The organism is Plantactinospora sp. GCM10030261, from assembly GCF_042666615.1.
GTDB lineage: Bacteria > Actinomycetota > Actinomycetes > Mycobacteriales > Micromonosporaceae > KBS50.
In genome coordinates this window covers 110880-131736 of the sequence record NZ_JBHTDD010000020.1, presented here as the reverse complement: position 1 = coordinate 131736, position 20857 = coordinate 110880, and the positions used below count along the sequence as shown (strand labels likewise).

The following is a 20857-nucleotide window of genomic DNA, read 5'->3' as shown; positions in this document are numbered from 1 at the left end:
ACGCCGCGCCAAGGTGCCCCGCCTGGCACACCTGGACCGGGCCACCAGAGCACCGATCCGCCGCTACGAACACCCCACCCCCGGGGACCTGATCCACATCGACATCAAGAAACTCGGCAACATCCCCGACGGCGGTGGACACCGCAGCGTCGGCCGCGCACAAGGCATCCGTAACCGCGCCCGCACCACCACCCGCCGCGGCACCCGCGACCGCAGCCCCCGCCTGGGCTACAGCTACCTCCACACCGCCATCGACGACCACTCCCGCCTGGCCTACACCGAAATCCTCACCGACGAGACCCGCGAGACCGCCGTCGGCTTCTGGCTGCGCGCACACGCCTGGTTCACCGCTCACGGCATCACCGTGCGCCGGGTCATCACCGACAACGGCAGCTGCTACCGCTCCCGCCTCTGGCGCGACACGCTGACCCACGCCGGGATCAGCGTGAAGAAGACCCGCCCCTACCGACCCCAAACCAACGGCAAGGTCGAACGCTTCCACCGCACCCTCACCGACGAGTGGGCCTACGCCAAGCCGTACTCCTCAGAAACCGCCCGACGAGCCGCATTACCCGCCTGGCTCCACGCCTACAATCACCACCGCGCCCACACCGCACTCGGCGGCCACCCACCCGCCAGCCGCGTACCCAACCTCTCCGGACAGAACATCTAGGGCAGGTGGTCGTGATTGGAGATCACCTCGCGACCATCTGCCCTAGATCGACGAGGTCGGGGGGTCGACGAGGTCGGGGGGGTCGGGGTGCGGGGGGTTAGCTGTAGCGCAGTCCCTCGTCGCGGCGGTACGCCCAACTGGCCAGCGCGCCCAGCGCGACGATCCAGGCGACCAGCATGCCGAGCGAGAGCGGCCGGACGGGGAAGTCGGAGACCGCGGCCCACATCAGTTCGACGGCGCCACGGGTGGGCAGGAACGGCGCGATCGTCTCGATGAAGCCCGGCGAGTTGCCCGGACCGAAGAGTAGCCCGCCGCCGAACGCCAGCGGGAAGAAGACGATCTGTGCCACCACGATCGCCGCCTTGCTCGGCAGCGAATAGCCGATGGCCAGCCCGAGCAGGGTGAACGGAACCGACACCAGCAGCACGGTGCCGGCTGCGGTGGCGAACGCGGCCGGGGTGATGGTCGCCTCGGTGGCCACCGCCGCGATCACCACTACCGGGATCAGCGATATCGCGGTGAGTACCAGGCCGGCCAGGATGCGGCCGGCGAACCGGGGCAGCGATCCGGCCGGCAGCGTCCGGGTGTACGGATCCCAGGGCTGCGCCCGGTCCTCGGCCACCCCGATGCCGTACTGGAAGATGTTGGCGTTCATCACGGCGAAGGTGACCATCGAGGCGGTGGCCACAGTGGCGGTGGTCGGATCGTTCCCGGCGAACGGCACCACGAAGAAGATCATGGAGGCGGCGGGGAAGAACGCGCTGCCGACCACGGCGATCGGGATCCGCATCGTCTCCAGGAGTTGGTACCGGGCGTGGATCAGGGCGAGTGGCATCAATTGCTCCCGGTCTGGGCGGGGACCCGCTGGTCGTTGGGTGAGGTGCCGGTTTTGTCGCTCCGCGCGGTGCCGGTTTTGTCGCTCCGCGCGGTGCCGGCCTCGTTGTTTCGCGCGGTGATGGTCAGGAATGCCTCCTCCAGCGATGTGGCCCTGATCTCCAGGTCCGAGAACGGCAGGCCGCTCGTCACCAACTCGCGGACGACCTGGTCCGCGTCGCTTGTCAACAGGTGGGTACGCCCGTCGACGCGTTCGACACCGACCACGCCCGGCAGGTCGGGCACCCGGTCGGCGGTCAGGCTCACCCGGCGGATGCCCACCATGCCGCGGATCGCCGACACGGTGTCCTCGGCGAGCACCCGACCGTGGCCGAGCACCACGACGCGGTCGGCGAGCGCTTCGATCTCCTCCAGGTAGTGGCTGCTGAGCAGCACCGTGCCGCCGTCGCTGTGGAAGCCGCGGATGGCGTCCCAGAGCGTGTGACGGGCCTCGACGTCCAGCCCGGTGGTCGGTTCGTCGAGGACGACCAGTTGGGGTCGCCCGACGAACGCCAACGCCACCGCCAGCCGGCGCTTCTGTCCGCCGGACAGCGCCCCGGTCTGGCGACGGGCCAGGTCGCCGAGGCCGAACTGATCGAGCAACTCGGCTCGCGGGATCGGGTCGGGGAAGTGGGCCGACACGTAGTCGACCACCTCGCGTACCCGCAGCGTGGAGGGCAGGCCGGTCTCCTGTGGCGTCATCCCGAGCCGGCGGCGGTTGGCCGGGTTGCGGGGGTCCCCGCCGAACAGTTCGACCCGGCCGGAACTGGCCCGGCGCAGACCGACAAGCAGGCTGAGCAGGGTGCTCTTGCCGGCTCCGTTCGGCCCGAGCAGACCGATCACCGCACCGGCCGGGATGTCCAGGTGTACGTCGTCCAGCGCGAGGACTTCCCCGTAGCGTCGGGTCGCCCCGACCGCTCTGGCCAGGATCATGTTTGCTCCTTCTCGAGGTGATGCATGTCGATGGCGCCCGAGTCGTGGCTTGCGGCGTCCGGATCGGGGCTTGCGGCGTCCGGGTCGGGACTTTCCGTGCCCGGGTCAGGGCTCGCGGCGTCCAGCAGGGCGCGTACCGCGACGGTGTATTCGTCGAACGCCAGCGCGCCGCGCCGGCTGAGCCGCACCAGCGTGGTGGGGGTACGCCCGCGATGCGTCTTGGTGACCTCGACGTACCGGGCCTCCTCCAGCTTTCGCAGGTGAACGGAGAGGTTTCCGGCGGTCATGCCGAGGATTTCCTGCAACCGGGGAAACGCGATCCGGTCTCCGTCGGCGAGTGTCGCGAGGGTGGCGACCACCCGGAGTCGGGCCTGCGCGTGGATGACCGGGTCCAGTTCGGCGGCGGAACTCATCGCCGGCTCCGGGCCAGCCCGGCCAGGACGCCGGCCAGCAGCATTCCGCCACCACCGGCCACCGAGACGACAAGCGCGTGCCAGCCGGGGCCGGCGATCACCCCGATGAGGTTGATGATGCTGATCCAGACGCCGAGCGCGAAGAGCTTGCCATCCAGCCAGATCGCCCCACCCGCCATGTGCAGGGCGCCGGTGAGGCCGACCGTGGCGCCCGCCCAGAGCAGGCCGGCCTGATCGTCCGGCAGGTCGCCGGACACCCGAGCGAGGGTCACCGCGAGCGTGGCGAAGCCGAGGAACCAGGCGCTGCCGTACCACCCTCCGCGCCGCGACGAGTCGCCGCTGACCTGCGTGTACGCCTTCGCGCTGAGCACGCCGGAGACGACCATGGCGGTCACCAGCAGGGCGAGCAGGACGGCCAGCGGCAACCATGCCGGCATGTCGACGAATACCCGGTCGTCCGGACCGTACCGGAGGAAGAACACTCCGAACCCGATCAACCAGGCGAGTCCCCAGGGGAGGTAATAGGCGCGCAGGTCCGGGATGAGCTGACGGGCGGCCGCGGCCTGCTGCTCCTGGATGAGACGGAGCGACTCGGCCGGGCTGGCCGGCGGTTGGTTCTCCTCGTTCAAGGTCATGCCAAGAACTTTACAATACAAAGTCAAATTGGTTTGCGTCATAAACTCGATAGGTCTCCTCCTGCCGGTGACGGCCGGCCGGAGCCCGTCGTCATCGCGCCGACGAACAGCCCGAAGACGGCGGCGCTTATCAGCTGGCGCAAGCCCGTCGGGACGAACTCCGGAAACCGACCCTGGTCACCTCGTCACGGCCACATCCATCGTCGGCGGTGATCGGTCCGTCCGGATCGGTCGGCGGACGGATATCCGCCTCGGCGCCGCGACGGAGGCGAGCGGTGATCTATGTTCACGGGCGCCGATCTGGAGTAGCTTGCTCAGTCATGCGGATCCGCCTCGTCGCCACCATCGCCCTGTCGGCCGTCGTACTCACCGCCACCTCCGGTTTCACCTGGCAGCCCGAGCCGTCCTGGCGCTCCGGTGACAGCGGGGTGACCGCCCGCCTTCGTGGACTCGCCGCCGTCAGCCCTTCGGTGGCCTGGGCCAGTGGCAGCGCCGGAACGGTGCTGCGCACCGTCGACGGCGGCCGAACCTGGCGGTCGGTCGGCCCGACCGGGGTCGAGGAACTGCAGTTCCGGGACATTGAGGCGATCGACGCGGACACCGCGGTGGTGCTGTCGATCGGGCCGGGCGCCGAATCTCGTGTCTACCGGACCGACAACGCCGGCCGGTCCTGGCGAGAGACGTTCCGCAACGACGACGAGCGTGCCTTCTATGACTGCATGGCCTTCTTCGACCGCCGCACCGGACTCGCCCTGTCCGACCCGGTCGACGGGAAGTTCCGCATTCTGTCCACCTCGGACGGTGGCCGGACCTGGTCGGTGCTGCCGACCGACGGTATGCCGGCCGCGCTTGACGGCGAGTTCGCCTTCGCCGCCAGCGGCACCTGCGTGGTGACCGCCGACGACCACTCGGGCAACGCCTGGTTCGCCACCGGGGGCGGCGCGCAGGCCAGGGTGTTCCACAGTGCCGACCGCGGTCGTACCTGGTCGGTGACCACAACGCCGGTGCCGAGCGGACCGAGCGCCGGTATCTACTCGCTCGCCTTCCGCACGGCGAAACAGGGCGTCGCGGTCGGCGGCGACTACGTGACGCCGGACAGCGCCCCCGACGCGGCGGCGACGAGCCGGGACGGCGGCCGGACCTGGACCGGCGCCACCCGTGAACCCGGCGAGTACCGCTCCGGCTCGGCCTGGATAAGCCGGGTCCTCCCGTGGGCGCTGGCCGTCGGGCCGACCGGAAGCGACCTCAGCGTGGACGGCGGACGGACCTGGACGCGGTTCGACACCGGCAGCTACGACGCGGTCGACTGTGCCTTCGGTGCCTGCTACGCCTCCGGTGAACAGGGCAGGGTGGCCACGCTGCGCTGGTGGTGACCGAGCCGCCGCCCGGCGTCGCCACGGCCGGTCCGTCGCGCCATCAGCGCAGCGGCTCGGGCAGCGGCTCGGCGTGCACCACCGTCAACCGGGACACCGCCCGGGTCAGCACCACGTAGAGCCGGTGCAGGCCGCGCGGTTCGGCAGCCACGATGCCGGCCGGCTCGACCACCACCACATGGTCGTACTCCAGGCCCTTGACCAGGCTGGCCGGGACCACGGTGACCCGCTCCGCGGCCGCGACCTCCGCCGCGGTCGAGGTCGCGATGCCGGCGGTGTGCAGCGCCGCGCGTACCGGCTCGGCCGCCGCGTCCGCGGCGACGACCGCGATGGATCCGTCGTGCGCCAGCGCGGCGCGGACCTCGGCCACCGTCGTCGCCGTAAGGTCCGACGCGGTACGGATCTCCAGTGAGCCGTCGCGGCGCAACGACCGAGCCGCGGGTACGTCTACCGCGAGCGCCGGCAGCAGACGGTTGGCGAAGGCCACCACCACCGCCGGCACCCGGAACCCGACGGTCAGGGGCACCACGGACGCGTCCGGCTTACCGAGGTGGGCAAGGGCGTCCCGCCAGTCGGCGGCGGCCCACGGCGCGGTTGCCTGGGCCAGATCACCGAGCAGGGTGAGCGAGCCGTGCTCGCTGCGCCGGGCGATGGCCCGGCCCTGCATGGGGGACAGGTCCTGCGCCTCGTCGATGATCACATGCCCGAAGCTCGGCAGCCGTTCGATCAGGCCGGCGGCCTCGTCGATCAAAACCGTGTCGGCGGCGCTCCACCGGGCCGACTTGACGGTGCGGGGCGGCTTGGGCCAAGACAGTGTCCGCTGCTCGTCGTCGCTGAGCAGACCGTCGGCGACCACCGCCAACGCCGCTGGGTCGGCGAGCAGGTCGAAGACGAGACCCGCCGGCGTGACCGCAGGCCACGCCGCGTCGAGGAACCCGGTCACCGGCGCCGACCGGCCCATCCGGCGCAGCCACGCGTCGCTCGGTGACTCGGCGCGGCGTGCCTCGGCCTGCCTCTGCAGCAACCCCACCACGCGGGCGCGGACCCGCTCCCGGCCGGTGCCGTAGGGCAAGCCCTCCCGGCGGGCCTCGTCGACCACCCGGCGCAACGCCTCCGGCCCGATCCGCCACCGGTACGAGCCGTCGGAGACCGCGATCGCCTCCTCCGGCTTGCGGACCTTGGCGTGGAGTGCGCGGCGCAGCACCTCCGCCATCCGGGGGTCGTGCTTCACGGTGACGGTGTCCGGGGCATCGGTGGCGCGCACCGGCACCCGGGCCACCAGGTCCTCCACCGTCGACTGGGCGACCTCCACCTCGCCCAGCGCGGGCAGGACGCCCGCGATGTAGGACAGGAACGCCCGGTTCGGCCCGACGATCAGCACGCCCGAGCGGCGCAGCCGCTCCCGGTGCAGGTACAGCAGGTACGCGGCGCGGTGCAGGCCGACCGCCGTCTTGCCGGTCCCCGGGGCGCCCTGGACGCAGATCGAGGTGTCCAGGTCGGCGCGGACCAACTCGTCCTGCTCGGGTTGGATGGTGGCGACGATGTCCCGCATCGGGCCGACCCGGGGGCGTTCGATCTCGGCGGTCAGAATCCGGCTGTCCGTGCCGAGTTCCTCGCCGCGATCGAGGTGCTCGTCCTCGAAGCTGGTCAACTCGCCGGCGCTGAAACCGAACCGGCGGCGGACCTTGACGCCCTGCGGATCGCGGACGCTGGCGCGGTAGAAGGCCCGGGAGATCGGTGCCCGCCAGTCCAGCACCATCGGCTCGCCGTCGGAGTCGGTGACGTGCCGCCGACCGATGTGATGATCGCCGTCGGCGAAGTCGAGTCTCCCGAAGAAGAGCGGGGTGTGCGGATCATCGGCCAGCTCGGCGACGCGGCGGGCCATGTGCCGGCCGAGCTGCTCGGCGGTGTACGCGTCGCCGGCCACCTTGTCGCCGGTGCTGTAAAGGGCCTCGGCTCGCTCCCGCATCCGGCGGAGCGCCGCCCGGGAGGCGGCCAGGTGCGCGCGCTCGGCGGCGAGGTCGGTGTCGAGATCGATCGCGGGTCTGGTTGCGGGCACGCTGACTCCACGGGTCCTGGTGCTGCTCGCTCGCGTGTCCAGGGGCGGATGGCCGCCACCTGGCGCGGGGACGTCCGCTGCGGTGCTGTCTCACCTCGGCCGTCAAGCGGTCAACCAGGGTACGCGGGTCGGCAAGCCCATTCCACCGAATTTCATCGACCGGGCTGCGTGGCTGCCACCACAGCCATCCCCTACCGCAGTCCTTCGCGGCCAATCATCGACTCTCTTGCCAAGGGTTGATGGTGGCGACCCCGGTATCGGCGAAGTCCTTGGTGTTGCGCGTCACCAGCGTCGCCGCGTGTGCACGGCAGATGGCGGCGATCTGAGCGTCGAAGCCATCGATCGGGTTGCCTAGGCTCTCCCGAACGGCGACGACATCGGCGTACGCGTTGGCCGCGGTGAGGTCGAAGGTCAGAACCTGGCGGGGAAAGGCGGCGAACACCTCATTGGCGGCTTGGTGCAGCGATTCCCGGCGGCGGCCTTCGGCAAGGCGGGCGATGCCGTATCGGATCTCGGCGACGGTGATGGTCGTGGTATAGAGACTGTCGCCCGAACCGCGTTGCAGCCACCGGACTACGGCGGGTTCAGGGGCGGCGCGCATGAGTTCGGAGACGACGTTGGTGTCGAGGACGATCATTCCGGCAGGACCGCCGGGCGGGGTGGCGTGTTCCGCGCCGGGATCTCCAGATCTACGCCGCCGAGCTGGGAGAACCGATCAACAAGAGCGTGGAAGAGATCGGTCCGGGGGGTTTCCTCGGCAACGGCGGAGGCCAGGATGGCGCGGATTTCTGCTTCCATTGATCGGCCGTTGCGGGCCGCACGGAGGCGAAGCTTCTCCCGGACGGAGTCGTCGAGGTCTCGAATGCTCAGGGCTGCCATGCCGCTCCCTTGAATAGCCACAAGTGCTAGCAATGCTAGCACTTAATGGTGAGGTGGCTGTGGGCGGTGGTGACGCAGTTCGCGTGTCCCGGGCTGGCTGTCCGTGATTACAATCGTGGCAGCCCGGGACAGGCTTCCTTGCCGATCCGCGGTTCCTCCGGGGGTCGCGCCAGCGGTCAGGTCCGGGCGCCCGCGAGCAACGCGGCGGTGACGGTGGCGAGCCGGCCGCCCTGGAAGCGGGCCGCGGCCAGCGTCGCCTCCGCGGGCGCGCCGGGGCCGGACGGGTGGGCGGTGCCGTACGGGTTGCCGAATGCCGCCGAGACGGTCGGGTCGAGGTAGCCGGGCGGCACGATGATCGAACCCCAGTGGTACATCGTGTTGTAGAGCGCGAGCAGCGTCGACTCGTTTCCGCCGTGGACGTTTACCGCGCTGGCGAATGCGGTGGCCGGCTTGCCGGTGATTGTGCCGGTCGCCCAGAGCGGGCCGGTGCCGTCGAGGAACTGCTTGAGCTGCGCCGCGACGTTGCCATAGCGGGTCGGTGAGCCGAACGCGTAGGCGTCCGCCCAGACGAGGTCGTCGTGGGTGGCCACCGGCACGCTGGCCCGGACCGATTCCAGGTGGCTGCGCCAGGCGGGGTTGCTGTCGATGGCGGCGTCCGGGGCCAGTTCGGGCACCTGCCGGAGGCGAACCTCGGCACCGGCCTTCTCCGCCCCCTCGGTGAGCGCCTCGGCGAGCCGGTGGACGTTCCCGGTCGCGGAGTAGTAGATGACGGCGATCTTGACGGACATGGCATCTCCCAAGTAATCGGAGGATCCTCCGGTTAGGTGCAGCGAAAGCCTATGCGGAGGATCCTCCGATTACAACGGTTATCCGGAAGGTTCTCCGCTTGTCCGTGTCATAGGGTTGACGACACGACGTGCGTGCTGCTGGCCGGCGCCGGACACGACGTGCCGAGAGCGGAGGGAGCGCCATGGAGCGGACCAGCCCATCCACCGGTATGCGACGTCCGTTGCTGCCGGTGCTCGGCCAGGAGCCGGTCGAGCGGGCCGACGCCGCCCGCAACCGCCGGAAGATCCTCGATGCGGCGGCGCGCCTGATGGCCCGGGACGGGTGCACCGCCCTGTCTCTTGATGAGGTCGCCCGGGCGGCCGGCGTGGGTGTCGGCACCGTCTACCGGCGCTTCGGCGACCGGGGCCGGTTGATCGCCGCCCTGATCAACGACCGGGAGATCCAGTTCCAGACCGCCGTCCTGTCCGGGCCGCCGCCGCTAGGCCCGGGCGCTCCGCCGGACCAGCGGATCCGGGCCTTCCTGCACGCCATGTACGACCGCATCGAAGAACAACTGGACCTGTTCCTGCTGGCCGAGAAGGGGTCGCCGAGCGGCTGGTACCGGTTCGGTCCGCACCAGCTCAGGCACGCTCACCTCGCGCTGCTGCTCGCCGACGTCGCACCCGGGGTCGACGCGCACTACCTGGCGGACGCCATGCTGGCCGCGCTCGCCCCGAGCATGATCGACCACCAGCGGCGGGGTCGGGGCTACTCCGGCGAGCGGATCAAGGCCGGCCTGGACACGCTCGTGGCCGCGATCTGTGCGGGGGCGGACCGGTGTGCGCGGGGGTAGTCGAAACCCGGCGCCCGCACCGAGGTTGATGTGCCTGCTGTTGATCAATGTGGCGAGCTTCCTGCTGCTGGCCGCCACCGGGCTGCTTTTGCGGACCCGTCGCGGCGGGACGCGACGCCCGGCGGACGGGCCGGGTCAGGCCGGTCCGAGTCGCGGCGCGATGCTGGCCGGGGTGGGCGCCGACGGGGCGGCCGACGTCGACCGATGGCGGATGCGCCGAGATCATCTGTTGCGCACGGTGGTGCTCGCCATTGCCGCCGTCGTGGCCGCGGTCGGGGCGATCAACGTCGTGCAGATCTTCTTCGTCCGGGAGACGCTTGGCGCATCGGCGACGATGTACGGATTCGTCACCGCCTCCTGGATGGCCGGCTCCCTGGTCGGGGTCTGGACACTGGGCCAGTTGGCGCGGCGGTGGAGTGACGACGGCGTACTCGCCCTGGCCGCACTGATCATGCTTGGTGGATGCAGCCTGATGGTGCTGGCCACGGCGGCGGTTCCGGCAGCCGTGCTGATCGTTCCGCTGTCCCTGGCCGGCGGCGCGTGCAACGGTGGGGTAAACGTCATGACCATCGTGTTGACCACCCGCCGCGCCCCCGAGCCGGTCCGAGGGCGCGCCTTCGCCATGCTGAACGCCTCCGGACAGGGTGCAGCAATGATCGGATACCTGCTCGGCGGCGTACTCCTGGCGGTCCTCGCACCACGTCCGTCGGTGGCACTGTGCGGGGCCGCCGGCCTGGTGGTGGCCGCCGCCGGTGTCCTGCCCGTCCGGCGGGCGGCGCGGAGGTCGTCGGTGGAGACGGATGCGGGATTGGCCACGTTCCCGGCAGCCCGCTGAACGGTGGTCCAACATGCGGGATACGGTCGGGTCGTGACCGACCTCCGTCGGCCCCGGGTGGGGCACATCCAGTTCCTGAACTGCCTGCCGATTTACTGGGGGCTGATGCGGTCCGGGGCCCTGATCGACGTCGACCTGCACAAGGACACGCCGGAGCAGTTGAGCGGCGCCCTGGTCGCCGGCGACCTCGACATCGGCCCGATCTCCCTGGTCGAGTACCTGCGGCACGCCGACGACCTGCTGCTGCTGCCCGATCTCGCCGTGGGCAGCGACGGCCCGGTGCTCTCGGTCAACGTCGTGTCCACCCGTCCGCTGCCCGAACTGGACGGGGCGAAGGTGGCCCTCGGCTCCACGTCGCGGACCGGGGTCCTGCTCGCCCAGATGCTGCTCGGCGAGCGCTACGGCGCCAGGCCGGAGTACTTCCGCTGCCCGCCCGACCTGACCCAGATGTTGCTGGAGGCCGATGCGGGGGTACTGATCGGGGACGCCGCCCTGCGCGCCCTGTACGAGGCACCGCGCCGCGGTCTCACCGTCACCGACCTGGGTGAGGCGTGGCGGGACTGGACCGGTCTGCCGATGGTGTTCGCCGTCTGGGCCGTCCGCCGTGAGTTCGCCGCAGCGCACCCGGGCCGGGTCAAGGAGGTGCACGAGGCGTTCCTCCGCTCGCGCGACCTCTGCCTGGCCGAACTGGACGAGGTGGCCGAATCCGCCGCCCGCTGGGAGCCGTTCGACGCCGACACGCTGGCCAGCTACTTCCGGGCCCTGGACTTCTCGCTGGGGGAGCGGCAGGTGGCGGGGCTCCGGGAGTTCGCGCGCCGGGCCGCGGCGCTCGGCGCCGCGTCGGCGCTACCCGCCGACGGTCCGCGGTTCTTCGCCGCCTGAACCGGTCCGCCGGCTGTCAGGCTGTGGCAGCACAAGTTGCCACCATGCACTCATGACGCAAGAGTGGCTGGGAAAGTAGAACATTGAGTTCTACACTCTTGTTCATGGAGCGCATCGGTGTCCGGGAGCTGAACCAGAACACGAGCCAGGTGTTGGCCAGGGTGAGCGGCGGCGAGACCGTCGAGATCACCGATCGTGGGCATCCGATCGCCCGACTTGTTCCGGTGAATGACGACAGGTCGATGCTGGCGAAGCTGGTGGCGGCGGGGAGGGCCGTCGCCCCGATCGGAGGCGGTCCCGTTCCACTTCCGCCGAAGCTCGGTGACGAGGACGCGGACGCAGCCGCCACGGTCGCCGCGATGCGGGACGAGGAGCGCTGGTGATCTATCTGGATTCCGCTGCCGTCGTCAAGCTGGTTCGGCAGGAGGCATGCACTGCTGACCTTGTCTCCTGGCTCAATGCCCATGACGACGTGCCACTGGTCTCCTCCGCGCTCGTTGAGGTGGAAGTGCCCAGAGCGTTGCGCCGGTCGGCTCCGCAGGCCTTGATTGGAGTGCCGGCGGCCGTCGGTCGACTCTTTCGGCTGGAGATCGACAGCACCATCCGCGCGACGGCGGCCGCGTTCGCCGAGCCGACGCTGCGCAGCCTTGACGCTATCCACCTGGCCACCGCTCAGGTGCTGACCAACGAGTCCGGAACGACACTCGTCGCCTTTGTCAGCTACGACCGACGACTGCTCGAGTGCGCCAAGGAAGCAGGACTGCCCGTCGCGAGTCCCGGCCAGAACTGAGCCGCCATCGCGCCGGAAAGGCAGCCGGCTGGCTACGTCGCGGCGGCGAGGAGCTGCTCGCCGACGCTCTCGCAGATCTTGGCGCCGTGCGTGTAGTCGAGCCGGATCGGATAGCGGGCCATCACCCCGACCGTCCAGCCGTCACCGATGGCGAGACAGCTCACGTGGTATTCCTGAGTCGCCTGCCGGTCGACCCAGCCGTTCTTGATGGCGATGCTCGGCTGCTCTTCGGCGGGGAAGGCCTTGCGGATGCCGAAGGTGCCGACCCCGCGTACCGCCCGCATCTCCTTCAGCAGGTGGTTGGTCCACTTCGGGCCGGCGGCGCGGCCGTCGGCGATGCAGGCGCCGAGCCGGGTGATGTCGCGGGGGGATAGCCGGGTGTTGCTCCACAGGTTCTTGTAGGCGCTGCTGTCGGTCAGCTTGCAGATGTGGATGAGCCGGCCTATCGACTTCGACTGACCGACCACCTTCCACAGACTCTGTGCGGCGTCGTTGTCGCTGTCCCGGATCATGACCCGGACCTGTTCCATCCGGGTGCTGCTGGGTGTGGTGCCCTGCTCGGCCGAGCGGCGCAGGAAGTCGGCGGCGATCCAGGATTTGATCAGAGACGCCGTGGTGTTGGTCTCGGCCATGTTCGCCGATCCCGAAATCTTCCCGGTACGGGTGTCCTGCATCGCCCAGGACCACCACCCGCTCGTGTCGACCTTCACATTGGCCGATGCGATGTCGAGTGGCGGCAGGGCCGGCGAAGGGGACGGCGACGGCGATGGCCGCCCCGAGCGACTGGCTGGCGGCGCCTCGGTTCCCGGAGCCCGGGTGTTCGCGGTGTGGCCCCACCTGGCCACCGAGTCGGCGGCGAGCGGCGAGCCGGGGATGAACCGGAGCGCACCGAACGCCACGGCGAGCACCACAACGACCGTGACGACCACGCGGAACGGGGTCATCTTCTCGGCGCGGCGGCGACGTCCGTGATACTCGGCCATCAGGCCTTACCCAACGGTTGAGGAACCTTGAGAGCGGCTCCGGGCTGTGGCGTCACCAGTTGGCTCGTGACGGTGGCGCAGGTGGTCGCGCCGTACTTCAGGCCGGCCTTGCCGGGGTAGCGCATCAGCACGGCGAGTGACCACTCGTCCGTGACCGCCAGGCAGTTGAGGTGCCAGAGCCCGTCCGCGTTTATCAACGTCCAGCCGTTCTTGATGCTGACCGGGCCCTGGTCGAGGATCGACTTCGGCAGCCCGTCGATGATGCCCCATCGGCCGCCGCCGCTGGTGCGCTGCTGGTCCTTGGCCGCGGTGCTGCCCTCGACCTTTGTCATCTCCTCCAGTACCCAGGGCGTCCACTTGGGGCCGGCGGCCTTGCCGCTGGCCACGCAGTCGCCGAGGCGGGCGGCGTCCGGCGCCGAGATCTGGGTGTAGGCCCAACCGATGTAGGACTTGCCGGGCGGTTTCGCCTTCTTGGTGGCGGTGAGGCCGCACATGTCGATGAGTCGGTCGATCACGGGACCTCTGCCGCCCGCGTTGAAGAGCGACTCGGCAGCCTTGTCGTCGCTGTTCCGGATCGCCCGGCTGGCCTGCTTCAAGCGTTCGGCGGGCGGCTGCTTGTCGCCCAGTCGGCGTAGGTAGTCGGAGACCAGCCAAACCTTGATCATCGACTCGGTGGAATTGGTCGCCGTGCGGTTCGGGGAGCCGGAGATCTCACCCGTCGCCCGGTCCAGGAGCGCCCAGGACAGGAAGCCGTCCACCGGCACCTGGACCGATGCCGGCCGGAGGCTGGGTGGCGGCGGAGCGGACGGAGGTGGTGGCGTCGGGCGCGTTCCCGCCAGGTTGAGGCCGAGCGGGCCGTTGCCGCCGGAGAATGTCCCGAGGGCGGCCGGGACCAGCAGGGCGGCACCGAGGACGATCGTCGCGATGGCGAGCACCATGATCACGCGGGGACGCATGGGCGGGTGTGACTCCGGGAGGTCGGGCCCAGGGGGACTGGGGCTGGGGATATGGGTCGCACGTGGGGAGGCGGCCGGGTCGTGTCACGACGGGCGAGGTATGTGGATCACACGTCGGTCGATGACCGGCCAATTCTATGCGCAGGACCGGGAGATGCCAGATGTCGACGCCGGTGGGTTACCGTCGATCACCCCAAATAACCATTAAAGGGGCCGTACGGTGACGATCCCGATCACTCCTGGTGACCGAGGTCATGACAGTTGGTGGCCGGGGCCACGGAGTCGATGGCCGATCGAGGCTCGGAGTCGGTGGGCGATCGAGACCCGGAGCCGGTGGGCGATCGAGACGGGTGGCATCGCCGCGGCTCGCGGCATTTGCACCATCTGTGTGACACCCCTCTAGCCATTATGCAAGATAGCTGTAACACTTGGGCGGTGTACGGCAATGACTTCTCCCCATCCGGCGACGGCCCCGGCGGCGCTCTGCTCGATCAGGTGGCGGCGGCCGAGGAGGCGTTGCGCGAGGCGGCCGCCCGGGCCCGGTCCGGCGAGGGTGATCCAGCAGACGCCCCGGAGGACTACTTCGCCTCCGTCATCGCGGCCGACCAGAAGATCGAGCCCCGGGACTGGATGCCGGACGCCTACCGGAAGACGTTGATCCGGCAGATCGCCCAGCACGCCCACTCCGAGATCATCGGCATGCAGCCCGAGGGCAACTGGATCACCCGAGCGCCGTCGCTCAAGCGCAAGGCGATCCTGCTCGCCAAGGTCCAGGACGAGGCGGGTCACGGGCTTTACCTGTACGCCGCGGCCGAGACCCTCGGGGTCGACCGCGACGAACTGGTGGAACTGCTGCTCAACGGCCGGCAGAAATACAGCTCGATCTTCAACTACCCCACCCTGACCTGGGCCGACGTCGGCGCCATCGGGTGGTTGGTCGACGGCGCGGCCATCGTCAACCAGGTGCCGCTGTGCCGGTGCTCGTACGGGCCGTACGCCCGAGCCATGATCCGGGTGTGCAAGGAGGAGTCCTTCCACCAGCGGCAGGGTTACGAGATCCTGCACACGCTGGCGCACGGCACCGCCGGGCAGCAGGCGATGGCCCAGGACGCGGTGGACCGTTGGTGGTATCCGTCGCTGGCGATGTTCGGCCCGCCGGACGGCGAGTCCACCCACTCGGCCCAGTCGATGGCCTGGAAGATCAAACGCTTCTCCAACGACGACCTGCGGCAGCGGTTCGTCGACATGTGCGTCCAGCAGGCCGAGGTGCTCGGTCTCCAGATCCCCGACCCCGATCTGCGGTGGAACGACGACCGGCAGGCGTACGACTACACCCAACCCGACTACGACGAGCTGATGCGGGTGATCAAGGGGGACGGGCCCTGTAACCGGCAGCGAATGGCGCACCGGCAGCGGGCTCACGACGAGGGTGCCTGGGTCCGCGAGGCGGCCGCGGCCTATGCGGCGAAGCAGGCACAACGGCAGACGCGGCGAGAGGAAATGGCAGCGGCATGAGCGAGTCCGACGGCACGACCCGCGCGGGCTGGCCGCTGTGGGAGGTCTTCGTGCGGGCCCGGCGCGGGCTCGCACACAGCCATGTCGGCAGCCTGCACGCCCCGGACGCGTCGATGGCCCTGCGTAACGCCCGAGACGTCTACACGCGGCGTCAGGAGGGGGTGTCGATCTGGGTGGTCCCGGCCACCGCGATCACCGCCTCCAGCCCGGACGAGAAGGACGCCTTCTTCGACCCGGCGGCCGACAAGGTCTACCGGCATCCGACCTTCTACCAGGTCCCGGACGGGGTGGCGCACCTGTGACCGAACACCTCGGCCCGGCCACCGAAGCGACGAGCCCGGCGGCGTCCGGTCCGGCCCACCCGCCCGCCGGTCCGCCGAGCGTCGACTACCTGCTCGGTCTCGGCGACGACGCGCTCATCGCCGCCCAGCGACTGAGCGAGTGGGCGGCCCGGGCGCCGGAGATGGAGGAGGACATCGCGCTGGCCAACATCGCGTTGGACCAGCTCGGCGCCGCCCGGTTGCTGCTGACGTACGCCGCCGAGCGGGAGGCCGCTGGACGCGACGAGGATGCCCTGGCCTTCCTCCGCGACGATCGCGAGTTCCGTAACTGCCTGCTCGTCGAGCTGCCCGACGGTGGGTTCGCCGGGACCATGGCGAAGCTGCTCTTCCTCTCCGCCTATCAGGTCCCGCTCTACACCGCCCTGAGCGGGTGCGCCGACGACCGGCTCGCCGCGATCGCGGCCAAGGCCCGCAAGGAGTCGGCCTACCACCTCGACCACAGTTCGCTGTGGACGGTGCGGCTCGGCGACGGCACCGAGGAATCGCACCGGCGGATGCAGGACGCCGTCGACGAGTTCTGGCCGTACACGGCGGAGTTGTTCGACGCCGATCCGGCCGCCCCGGTCGACCCGGCCAGGCTGCGCGGCGAGTTCGACGCCACCGTGTCGGCGGTGCTCGACGAGGCCACCCTCCGCCGGCCGGCCGACCGTTGGGCGCCCGGGGGCGGGCGGACCGGGCTGCACACCGAGCACTTGTCGTACCTGCTCGCCGAGATGCAGGTGGTGCACCGGGCCCATCCCGGGGCCCGGTGGTGACGGTGGCGCCGGTGTCGACCACCGATCCCCGGGTCGCGGCCGCCGCCGTGCTCGACCCGGAGCTGCGCGTAGTGACCATCGACGAGCTGGGCATCCTGCGAGACGTGCGACGGGAGGACGGGACCGGGCGGCTGATCGTGACGATCACCCCGACGTACACCGGCTGCCCCGCGATGGACGTGATCCGCTCGGACATCCGGTCCGCGCTGGCGGCCGCCGGTCATCCGGACGCCGAGATCCGTACGGTCTACGCGCCGGCCTGGACCACCGACTGGATCTCCGACTCGGGCCGGGCGAAGCTGGCCGCGGCCGGCATCGCGCCGCCGTCCCCGGCCCGCCGGTCCGGTCCGGTGCCCCTCACCCTCGCCGTCCGCTGCCCGCTCTGCGGTTCGCCCGACACCGAGCAGCTCAGCCGGTTCGGCTCCACCGCCTGCAAGTCGCTGTGGCGTTGCCGCGCCTGCCGCGAACCGTTCGACCACCTGAAGGCGCTGTGACAGTAACCATCACCCGTCCGGTTCGTCGCCGGCCGGTCTTCCACCCGTTGCCCGTCGTCAGCGTCGACTGGCTGACCGACGACTCGGTCGCGATCACCTTTGCCGTCCCCGAGGAGTTGCGCGAGACCTTCGCCTTCCGCGCCGGCCAGCATCTCACCGTGCGGATCCAGGACTCGCAGACCAAGGAGGAGGCCCGCCGGTCGTACTCGATCTGCTCCACCCCGGCGGAGTTGGCCGGCACGGGGCGGCTGCGGATCGGGGTCAAGGAGATCCCCGGCGGAGTCTTCTCCGGGTATGCGTGCGCGGCACTGCGGGCGGGCGACGCCATCGAGGTGCTGCCGCCGCTAGGGCAGTTCACCACGGCCTTCGATCCCACCAGGACCCGGCATTACGCGGCGGTGGTCGCCGGTTCCGGCGTCACACCCGTGCTCGCGCTGGTCGCGACCGCCTTGGCCGAGGAGCCGACGAGCAGCTTCACCCTGGTGTACGGCAACCGTTACGCGCGCAGTGTGATGTTCGCCGAGGAACTGGCTGATCTCAAGGACAGGTACCCGGCCCGGCTGCACCTGATTCACGTGCTGTCCCGGGAGCCGGGCGATTCGCCGTTGCTCTCCGGCCGGGTGGACGCCGACAGGCTGGGTCGGCTCCTGGACACGCTGCTGCCGGCCGACCTGGTCGACGAGTGGTTCCTCTGCGGCCCGTACGGCATGGTCACCGACGCGCAACGGGTGCTCGCCGAGCGTGGGGTCGCCAAGCAGGCGGTGCACACCGAGTTGTTCCACGTGGACGAGCCGCCGGCGCCGATCCGCCGCCCGGAGGACTCGGCCGCCGGCAGCGAGGTCACCATCCTGCTGGACGGCCGGGCGTCGAGCTTCCGGATGGGTCGCGACGAGCGGGTTCTCGACGCGGCGCTGAAGGTGCGCGGCGAGTTGCCGTACGCCTGCAAGGGCGGGGTCTGCTCGACCTGCCGGGCCAAGGTCGTCTCCGGTGAGGTGACGATGGCTCGCAACTATGCCCTTGAGCCGGACGAGGTGGCCGCCGGATACGTGCTCACCTGCCAGTCCAGTCCGGTCACCGATACCTTGGAGATCGACTACGACGCCTGAGGGAAGTCGGTCACGGGCTGTCCGTGGAGCCCGGATCAAGTGGGGTTGTCGAGCGCATGAGGCGGGCGGAGAGGTTCTCGTGTGCCAGCAACCGAAGGGCGGAGATGAGCGTTTCGCCGAGGATGGTGCCGATCACGACACTCTCGGCGATCTGATCGGGTTCGCCGCGCGCGGCGGTCGCCGCGACCTCCATCTCGGCGATGCGTTCGACCGCCTCCGCGTACGTGCCGAGCTGTTCCGCGAGGTGGGCCCTGTCGAGTGCGCGCAGGGCGGTGATGGTGTCGACGAGCGTGGCGATGGCCGGCGCGTCGGGGTCGATGATCCAGCCACGCCCCTTCACGAACTCCCGGACCTGGGCGGTGGCCGCGGCACGCGTGTCGTCGTCGGCGGTCACCTGCCGGCTGGGGGTGACGGCGCGGTGCACCGTGCCGATCCGGTCGTGCGTCGACATGGTCTTCGAGTCGAATGCTTCCAGGACCGACTTCACCCGGGCGACCGGGACGCTCGCCAGCTCGATCAGGGCGCGGATCAGCCGGAGCCGGTGCAGGTGGGCCTCCGCGTAGCTCGCCTGGTTGGGGCTGCTCAGCTCGCCGGCCGGCAGCAGGCCCTCGCGTAGGTAGTACTTGATGGTCGGTACGGGGACGCCCGACCGGCGACTCAGCTCCGCGATACGCACTTGCCATCCCCTCCGACGTGATGGATAGTATCACTGTCCATATGCGGATAGTGCAACTACCCATTTTCCTTGACCTCCCGGGGGTCCAGGCGGCGACCAGAAAGGAATCCCGTGGAACCTATGGCACTCAGCACCGAGTCCCGGCTCATCGCCGGGGCGGTGCTGCTCACGATCGTCACCATCCAGGTGGGTGGTTGGTTCATGACCCGGATCGCCCGGGGAGATGTGGCCATGACGGACTTCCAGAAGTCCTTCGCCCGTGCCGGGCACGGCCACGCCGGAGCGCTCGTGCTGCTGAGCCTCATCGCCCTGCTCTACGCGGACGCGACCGGCCTCACCGGCGTGCCGCTGTGGGTGGCCCGGCTCGGCGTCCCGATCGCCGCGATCCTGATGTCGGGCGGCTTCTTCGCCTCGTCCGCGGGCAGAGGTCTTACGGCGCCCAACCGGTTCATCTGGGTGCTGTGGGTGGGTGCGCTGTCACTCGCCGCCGGAGTGATCACGCTCGGGCTCGGGTTGCTGACCGCGTAGCTGACCCGGAGTGATCCGGCATACCCGGCGGTGCCTTCCATCCGGCACCACCCGGGGAGGACGTACTCTCGGATTCGTGACGACTGTGAGCCGGGAGATCGACGACATCCTCCAGCGCGGCGCGGACGGCGGGCGGATCACGCCCGAGGAGGCGCTGCTGATCTACACGGATGCCCCGTTCCACGCGCTGGGCGAGGCCGCGGACGCGGTCCGCCGCCGCCGGTACCCGGAGGGCATCGTCACCTACATCATCGACCGCAACATCAACTACACGAACGTGTGCGTGACCGCGTGCAAGTTCTGCGCGTTCTACCGGGCGCCCAAGCACCGCGAGGGGTGGACCCACCCCACCGAGGAGATCCTGCGGCGCTGCGCCGAGGCGGTCGAGCTCGGCGCGACCCAGGTCATGCTCCAGGGCGGACACCACCCCGAGTACGGCGTGGAGTACTACGAGGAGCTGTTCTCCTCGGTCAAGCGGGCGTACCCGGACCTGACGATCCACTCGATCGGGCCGAGCGAGATCCTGCACATGGCCAAGGTCTCGCAGGTCTCGCTGGAGGAGGCGATCACCCGGATCGCGGCCGCCGGGCTGGACTCGATCGCCGGTGCCGGCGCCGAGATGCTTCCCGAGCGGCCCCGAAAGGCGATCGCACCGCTCAAGGAGTCCGGCGAGCGGTGGTGCGAGGTGATGGCGCTGGCGCACCGTCTGGGCGTGAAGTCGACCGCGACCATGATGATGGGGACCGGCGAGACCAACACCGAGCGCATCGAGCACCTGCGGATGATCCGGGACGTACAGGACCAGGCCGACCAGGGCGGGTACGGCGGGTTCCGGTCGTTCATCCCGTGGACGTACCAACCGGAAAACAACCACCTCAAGGGCCGCACCCAGGCGACCAACCTGGAATACCTGCGGCTGGTGGCGGTGTCGCGGTTGTTCTTCCCGACCATCCCGCACCTGCAGGCGTCCTGGCTGACCACCGGAAAGGAGGTCGGCCAGCTCGCTCTGCACATGGGGGTGGACGACCTCGGGTCGATCATGCTTGAGGAGAACGTCATCTCGTCCGCCGGTGCGCGTCACCGGTCGAACCTGACCGGGCTCATCGACATGATCCGGTCCGCCGGGCGGATCCCCGCCCAGCGGGACACCCTGTACCGCCACCTCCGGGTGCACTGGACCCCGGCGGACGATCCGGCGGACGACCGGGTTGTCTCGCACTTCTCCTCGATCGCGCTGCCCGGCGGTGGGGCTGGGCGGCGACTGCCGCTGGTCCAGCCCACCTGACGCGTCGCGGTCGACGGTGGTGCGGTGGAGCCGTGTCGCCTCGCGGTCGACGGCGATGCGGTCGACGGTGTGCGGTGTGATCGACTCGATGTCGGCGATATAGCGGGGTCGAACGCGGTGCAAGCCCCCAACTTCGCCGACATCGAGTCGATCATCTGTCCGTCGGCCGGTCGTCGGCCGGTCCTTGGCCGGTCCTTGGCCGGTCGAAGGTCACGTTTGGGCGGCGACGCGGCCGTTGGCACTCCATCAGCG

The 20857-nt window shown here is 70.1% G+C and carries 25 protein-coding genes; 14 read left to right on the top strand and 11 right to left on the bottom strand.

The window, feature by feature from the left end:
* Positions 1 to 673 (top strand): IS481 family transposase (locus ACFQUZ_RS22590; protein ID WP_377445612.1); only part of this gene is annotated, 673 nt, incomplete at its 5' end.
* A gap of 97 nt (positions 674 to 770) precedes the next feature.
* Here ACFQUZ_RS22590 and ACFQUZ_RS22585 read toward each other — a convergent pair.
* Genes ACFQUZ_RS22585 through ACFQUZ_RS22570 form a run of 4 tightly spaced genes read right to left on the bottom strand, consistent with a single transcriptional unit; the run spans position 771 to position 3527 of the window.
* Positions 771 to 1508, bottom strand: coding sequence for an ABC transporter permease (locus ACFQUZ_RS22585; RefSeq protein ID WP_377445609.1), 738 nt, complete (start codon positions 1506 to 1508; stop codon positions 771 to 773).
* Positions 1508 to 2479 (bottom strand): ABC transporter ATP-binding protein, encoded by a 972-nt coding sequence (locus ACFQUZ_RS22580; protein WP_377445606.1) that lies wholly within the window; start codon positions 2477 to 2479, stop codon positions 1508 to 1510. The genes ACFQUZ_RS22585 and ACFQUZ_RS22580 overlap by 1 nt, the downstream gene beginning before the upstream one ends.
* Positions 2476 to 2892, bottom strand: a complete 417-nt coding sequence (locus ACFQUZ_RS22575) for a transcriptional regulator (protein ID WP_377445604.1) — start codon at positions 2890 to 2892, stop codon at positions 2476 to 2478. Before ACFQUZ_RS22575 ends, ACFQUZ_RS22580 begins: the two co-directional genes overlap by 4 nt.
* Positions 2889 to 3527 carry a transporter gene (locus ACFQUZ_RS22570; RefSeq protein WP_377445601.1) on the bottom strand — a complete coding sequence of 213 codons (639 nt, stop codon included), beginning with the start codon at positions 3525 to 3527 and terminating at the stop codon, positions 2889 to 2891. The genes ACFQUZ_RS22575 and ACFQUZ_RS22570 overlap by 4 nt, the downstream gene beginning before the upstream one ends.
* Before the next feature lie 320 nt (positions 3528 to 3847).
* Between ACFQUZ_RS22570 and ACFQUZ_RS22565 the strand changes: the two genes are divergently transcribed.
* Complete coding sequence (locus tag ACFQUZ_RS22565; RefSeq protein ID WP_377445599.1) at positions 3848 to 4900, top strand: oxidoreductase; 1053 nt, start codon at positions 3848 to 3850, stop codon at positions 4898 to 4900.
* Positions 4901 to 4943: 43 nt separating this feature from the next.
* Here ACFQUZ_RS22565 and ACFQUZ_RS22560 read toward each other — a convergent pair whose 3' ends face one another.
* The 4 genes from ACFQUZ_RS22560 to wrbA form a co-directional block, all read right to left on the bottom strand.
* Positions 4944 to 6959 carry a HelD family protein gene (locus ACFQUZ_RS22560; protein ID WP_377445596.1) on the bottom strand — a complete coding sequence of 672 codons (2016 nt, stop codon included), beginning with the start codon at positions 6957 to 6959 and terminating at the stop codon, positions 4944 to 4946.
* A gap of 214 nt (positions 6960 to 7173) precedes the next feature.
* Positions 7174 to 7596 carry a type II toxin-antitoxin system VapC family toxin gene (locus tag ACFQUZ_RS22555; RefSeq protein WP_377445594.1) on the bottom strand — a complete coding sequence of 141 codons (423 nt, stop codon included), beginning with the start codon at positions 7594 to 7596 and terminating at the stop codon, positions 7174 to 7176.
* A complete protein-coding gene (locus ACFQUZ_RS22550; protein WP_377445592.1) occupies positions 7593 to 7838 on the bottom strand; it encodes an Arc family DNA-binding protein in 246 nt (81 codons plus the stop codon). The genes ACFQUZ_RS22555 and ACFQUZ_RS22550 overlap by 4 nt, the downstream gene beginning before the upstream one ends.
* A gap of 176 nt (positions 7839 to 8014) precedes the next feature.
* Positions 8015 to 8626 (bottom strand): NAD(P)H:quinone oxidoreductase, encoded by a 612-nt coding sequence (wrbA, locus tag ACFQUZ_RS22545; protein ID WP_377445590.1) that lies wholly within the window; start codon positions 8624 to 8626, stop codon positions 8015 to 8017.
* A gap of 182 nt (positions 8627 to 8808) precedes the next feature.
* Here wrbA and ACFQUZ_RS22540 point away from each other — a divergent pair, with 182 nt between their 5' ends.
* The 5 genes from ACFQUZ_RS22540 to ACFQUZ_RS22520 all read left to right on the top strand — a co-directional run bounded on the left by ACFQUZ_RS22540 (position 8809) and on the right by ACFQUZ_RS22520 (position 11966).
* Positions 8809 to 9459, top strand: coding sequence for a TetR/AcrR family transcriptional regulator (locus ACFQUZ_RS22540; protein WP_377445587.1), 651 nt, complete (start codon positions 8809 to 8811; stop codon positions 9457 to 9459).
* A gap of 28 nt (positions 9460 to 9487) precedes the next feature.
* Positions 9488 to 10294 (top strand): MFS transporter, encoded by an 807-nt coding sequence (locus ACFQUZ_RS22535; protein WP_377445584.1) that lies wholly within the window; start codon positions 9488 to 9490, stop codon positions 10292 to 10294.
* A gap of 33 nt (positions 10295 to 10327) precedes the next feature.
* Complete coding sequence (locus tag ACFQUZ_RS22530; RefSeq protein WP_377445581.1) at positions 10328 to 11176, top strand: menaquinone biosynthetic enzyme MqnA/MqnD family protein; 849 nt, start codon at positions 10328 to 10330, stop codon at positions 11174 to 11176.
* Positions 11177 to 11280: 104 nt separating this feature from the next.
* Complete coding sequence (locus ACFQUZ_RS22525; RefSeq protein WP_377445579.1) at positions 11281 to 11559, top strand: type II toxin-antitoxin system Phd/YefM family antitoxin; 279 nt, start codon at positions 11281 to 11283, stop codon at positions 11557 to 11559.
* Positions 11556 to 11966, top strand: a complete 411-nt coding sequence (locus ACFQUZ_RS22520) for a type II toxin-antitoxin system VapC family toxin (RefSeq protein ID WP_377445576.1) — start codon at positions 11556 to 11558, stop codon at positions 11964 to 11966. The genes ACFQUZ_RS22525 and ACFQUZ_RS22520 overlap by 4 nt, the downstream gene beginning before the upstream one ends.
* Before the next feature lie 32 nt (positions 11967 to 11998).
* Here the strand turns inward: ACFQUZ_RS22520 and ACFQUZ_RS22515 are convergent, their stop codons facing one another.
* Both ACFQUZ_RS22515 and ACFQUZ_RS22510 read right to left on the bottom strand, forming a co-directional pair.
* Positions 11999 to 12949, bottom strand: a complete 951-nt coding sequence (locus ACFQUZ_RS22515; RefSeq protein ID WP_377445574.1) for a serine hydrolase — start codon at positions 12947 to 12949, stop codon at positions 11999 to 12001.
* The gene (locus ACFQUZ_RS22510; RefSeq protein WP_377445571.1) at positions 12949 to 13905 is read right to left on the bottom strand and encodes a hypothetical protein; all 957 of its coding nucleotides are present in this window, start codon (positions 13903 to 13905) and stop codon (positions 12949 to 12951) included. Before ACFQUZ_RS22510 ends, ACFQUZ_RS22515 begins: the two co-directional genes overlap by 1 nt.
* A gap of 435 nt (positions 13906 to 14340) precedes the next feature.
* Here ACFQUZ_RS22510 and paaA point away from each other — a divergent pair, with 435 nt between their 5' ends.
* Genes paaA through paaE form a run of 5 tightly spaced genes read left to right on the top strand, consistent with a single transcriptional unit; the run spans position 14341 to position 18116 of the window.
* Positions 14341 to 15420, top strand: coding sequence for a 1,2-phenylacetyl-CoA epoxidase subunit PaaA (paaA, locus tag ACFQUZ_RS22505; RefSeq protein ID WP_377445569.1), 1080 nt, complete (start codon positions 14341 to 14343; stop codon positions 15418 to 15420).
* Entirely contained in the window at positions 15417 to 15722 is a 306-nt protein-coding gene (gene paaB, locus ACFQUZ_RS22500; protein ID WP_377445567.1) for a 1,2-phenylacetyl-CoA epoxidase subunit PaaB, read from the top strand. The genes paaA and paaB overlap by 4 nt, the downstream gene beginning before the upstream one ends.
* Positions 15719 to 16516 (top strand): 1,2-phenylacetyl-CoA epoxidase subunit PaaC, encoded by a 798-nt coding sequence (gene paaC, locus ACFQUZ_RS22495; RefSeq protein WP_377445565.1) that lies wholly within the window; start codon positions 15719 to 15721, stop codon positions 16514 to 16516. Before paaB ends, paaC begins: the two co-directional genes overlap by 4 nt.
* A gap of 11 nt (positions 16517 to 16527) precedes the next feature.
* A complete protein-coding gene (gene paaD, locus ACFQUZ_RS22490) occupies positions 16528 to 17010 on the top strand; it encodes a 1,2-phenylacetyl-CoA epoxidase subunit PaaD (RefSeq protein WP_377445563.1) in 483 nt (160 codons plus the stop codon).
* Positions 17007 to 18116 (top strand): 1,2-phenylacetyl-CoA epoxidase subunit PaaE, encoded by a 1110-nt coding sequence (paaE, locus tag ACFQUZ_RS22485; RefSeq protein WP_377445560.1) that lies wholly within the window; start codon positions 17007 to 17009, stop codon positions 18114 to 18116. Before paaD ends, paaE begins: the two co-directional genes overlap by 4 nt.
* 10 nt (positions 18117 to 18126) lie before the next feature.
* Here paaE and ACFQUZ_RS22480 read toward each other — a convergent pair whose 3' ends face one another.
* Positions 18127 to 18792 carry a MerR family transcriptional regulator gene (locus ACFQUZ_RS22480; RefSeq protein WP_377445558.1) on the bottom strand — a complete coding sequence of 222 codons (666 nt, stop codon included), beginning with the start codon at positions 18790 to 18792 and terminating at the stop codon, positions 18127 to 18129.
* A gap of 120 nt (positions 18793 to 18912) precedes the next feature.
* On the opposite strand from ACFQUZ_RS22480, the gene ACFQUZ_RS22475 reads away from it, so the two are divergent.
* Both ACFQUZ_RS22475 and mqnC read left to right on the top strand, forming a co-directional pair.
* Positions 18913 to 19320, top strand: coding sequence for a hypothetical protein (locus ACFQUZ_RS22475; protein ID WP_377445555.1), 408 nt, complete (start codon positions 18913 to 18915; stop codon positions 19318 to 19320).
* A 76-nt stretch (positions 19321 to 19396) separates the two neighbouring features.
* Entirely contained in the window at positions 19397 to 20605 is a 1209-nt protein-coding gene (gene mqnC / locus ACFQUZ_RS22470; RefSeq protein WP_377445552.1) for a cyclic dehypoxanthinyl futalosine synthase, read from the top strand.
* Positions 20606 to 20857: the final 252 nt, after the last annotated feature.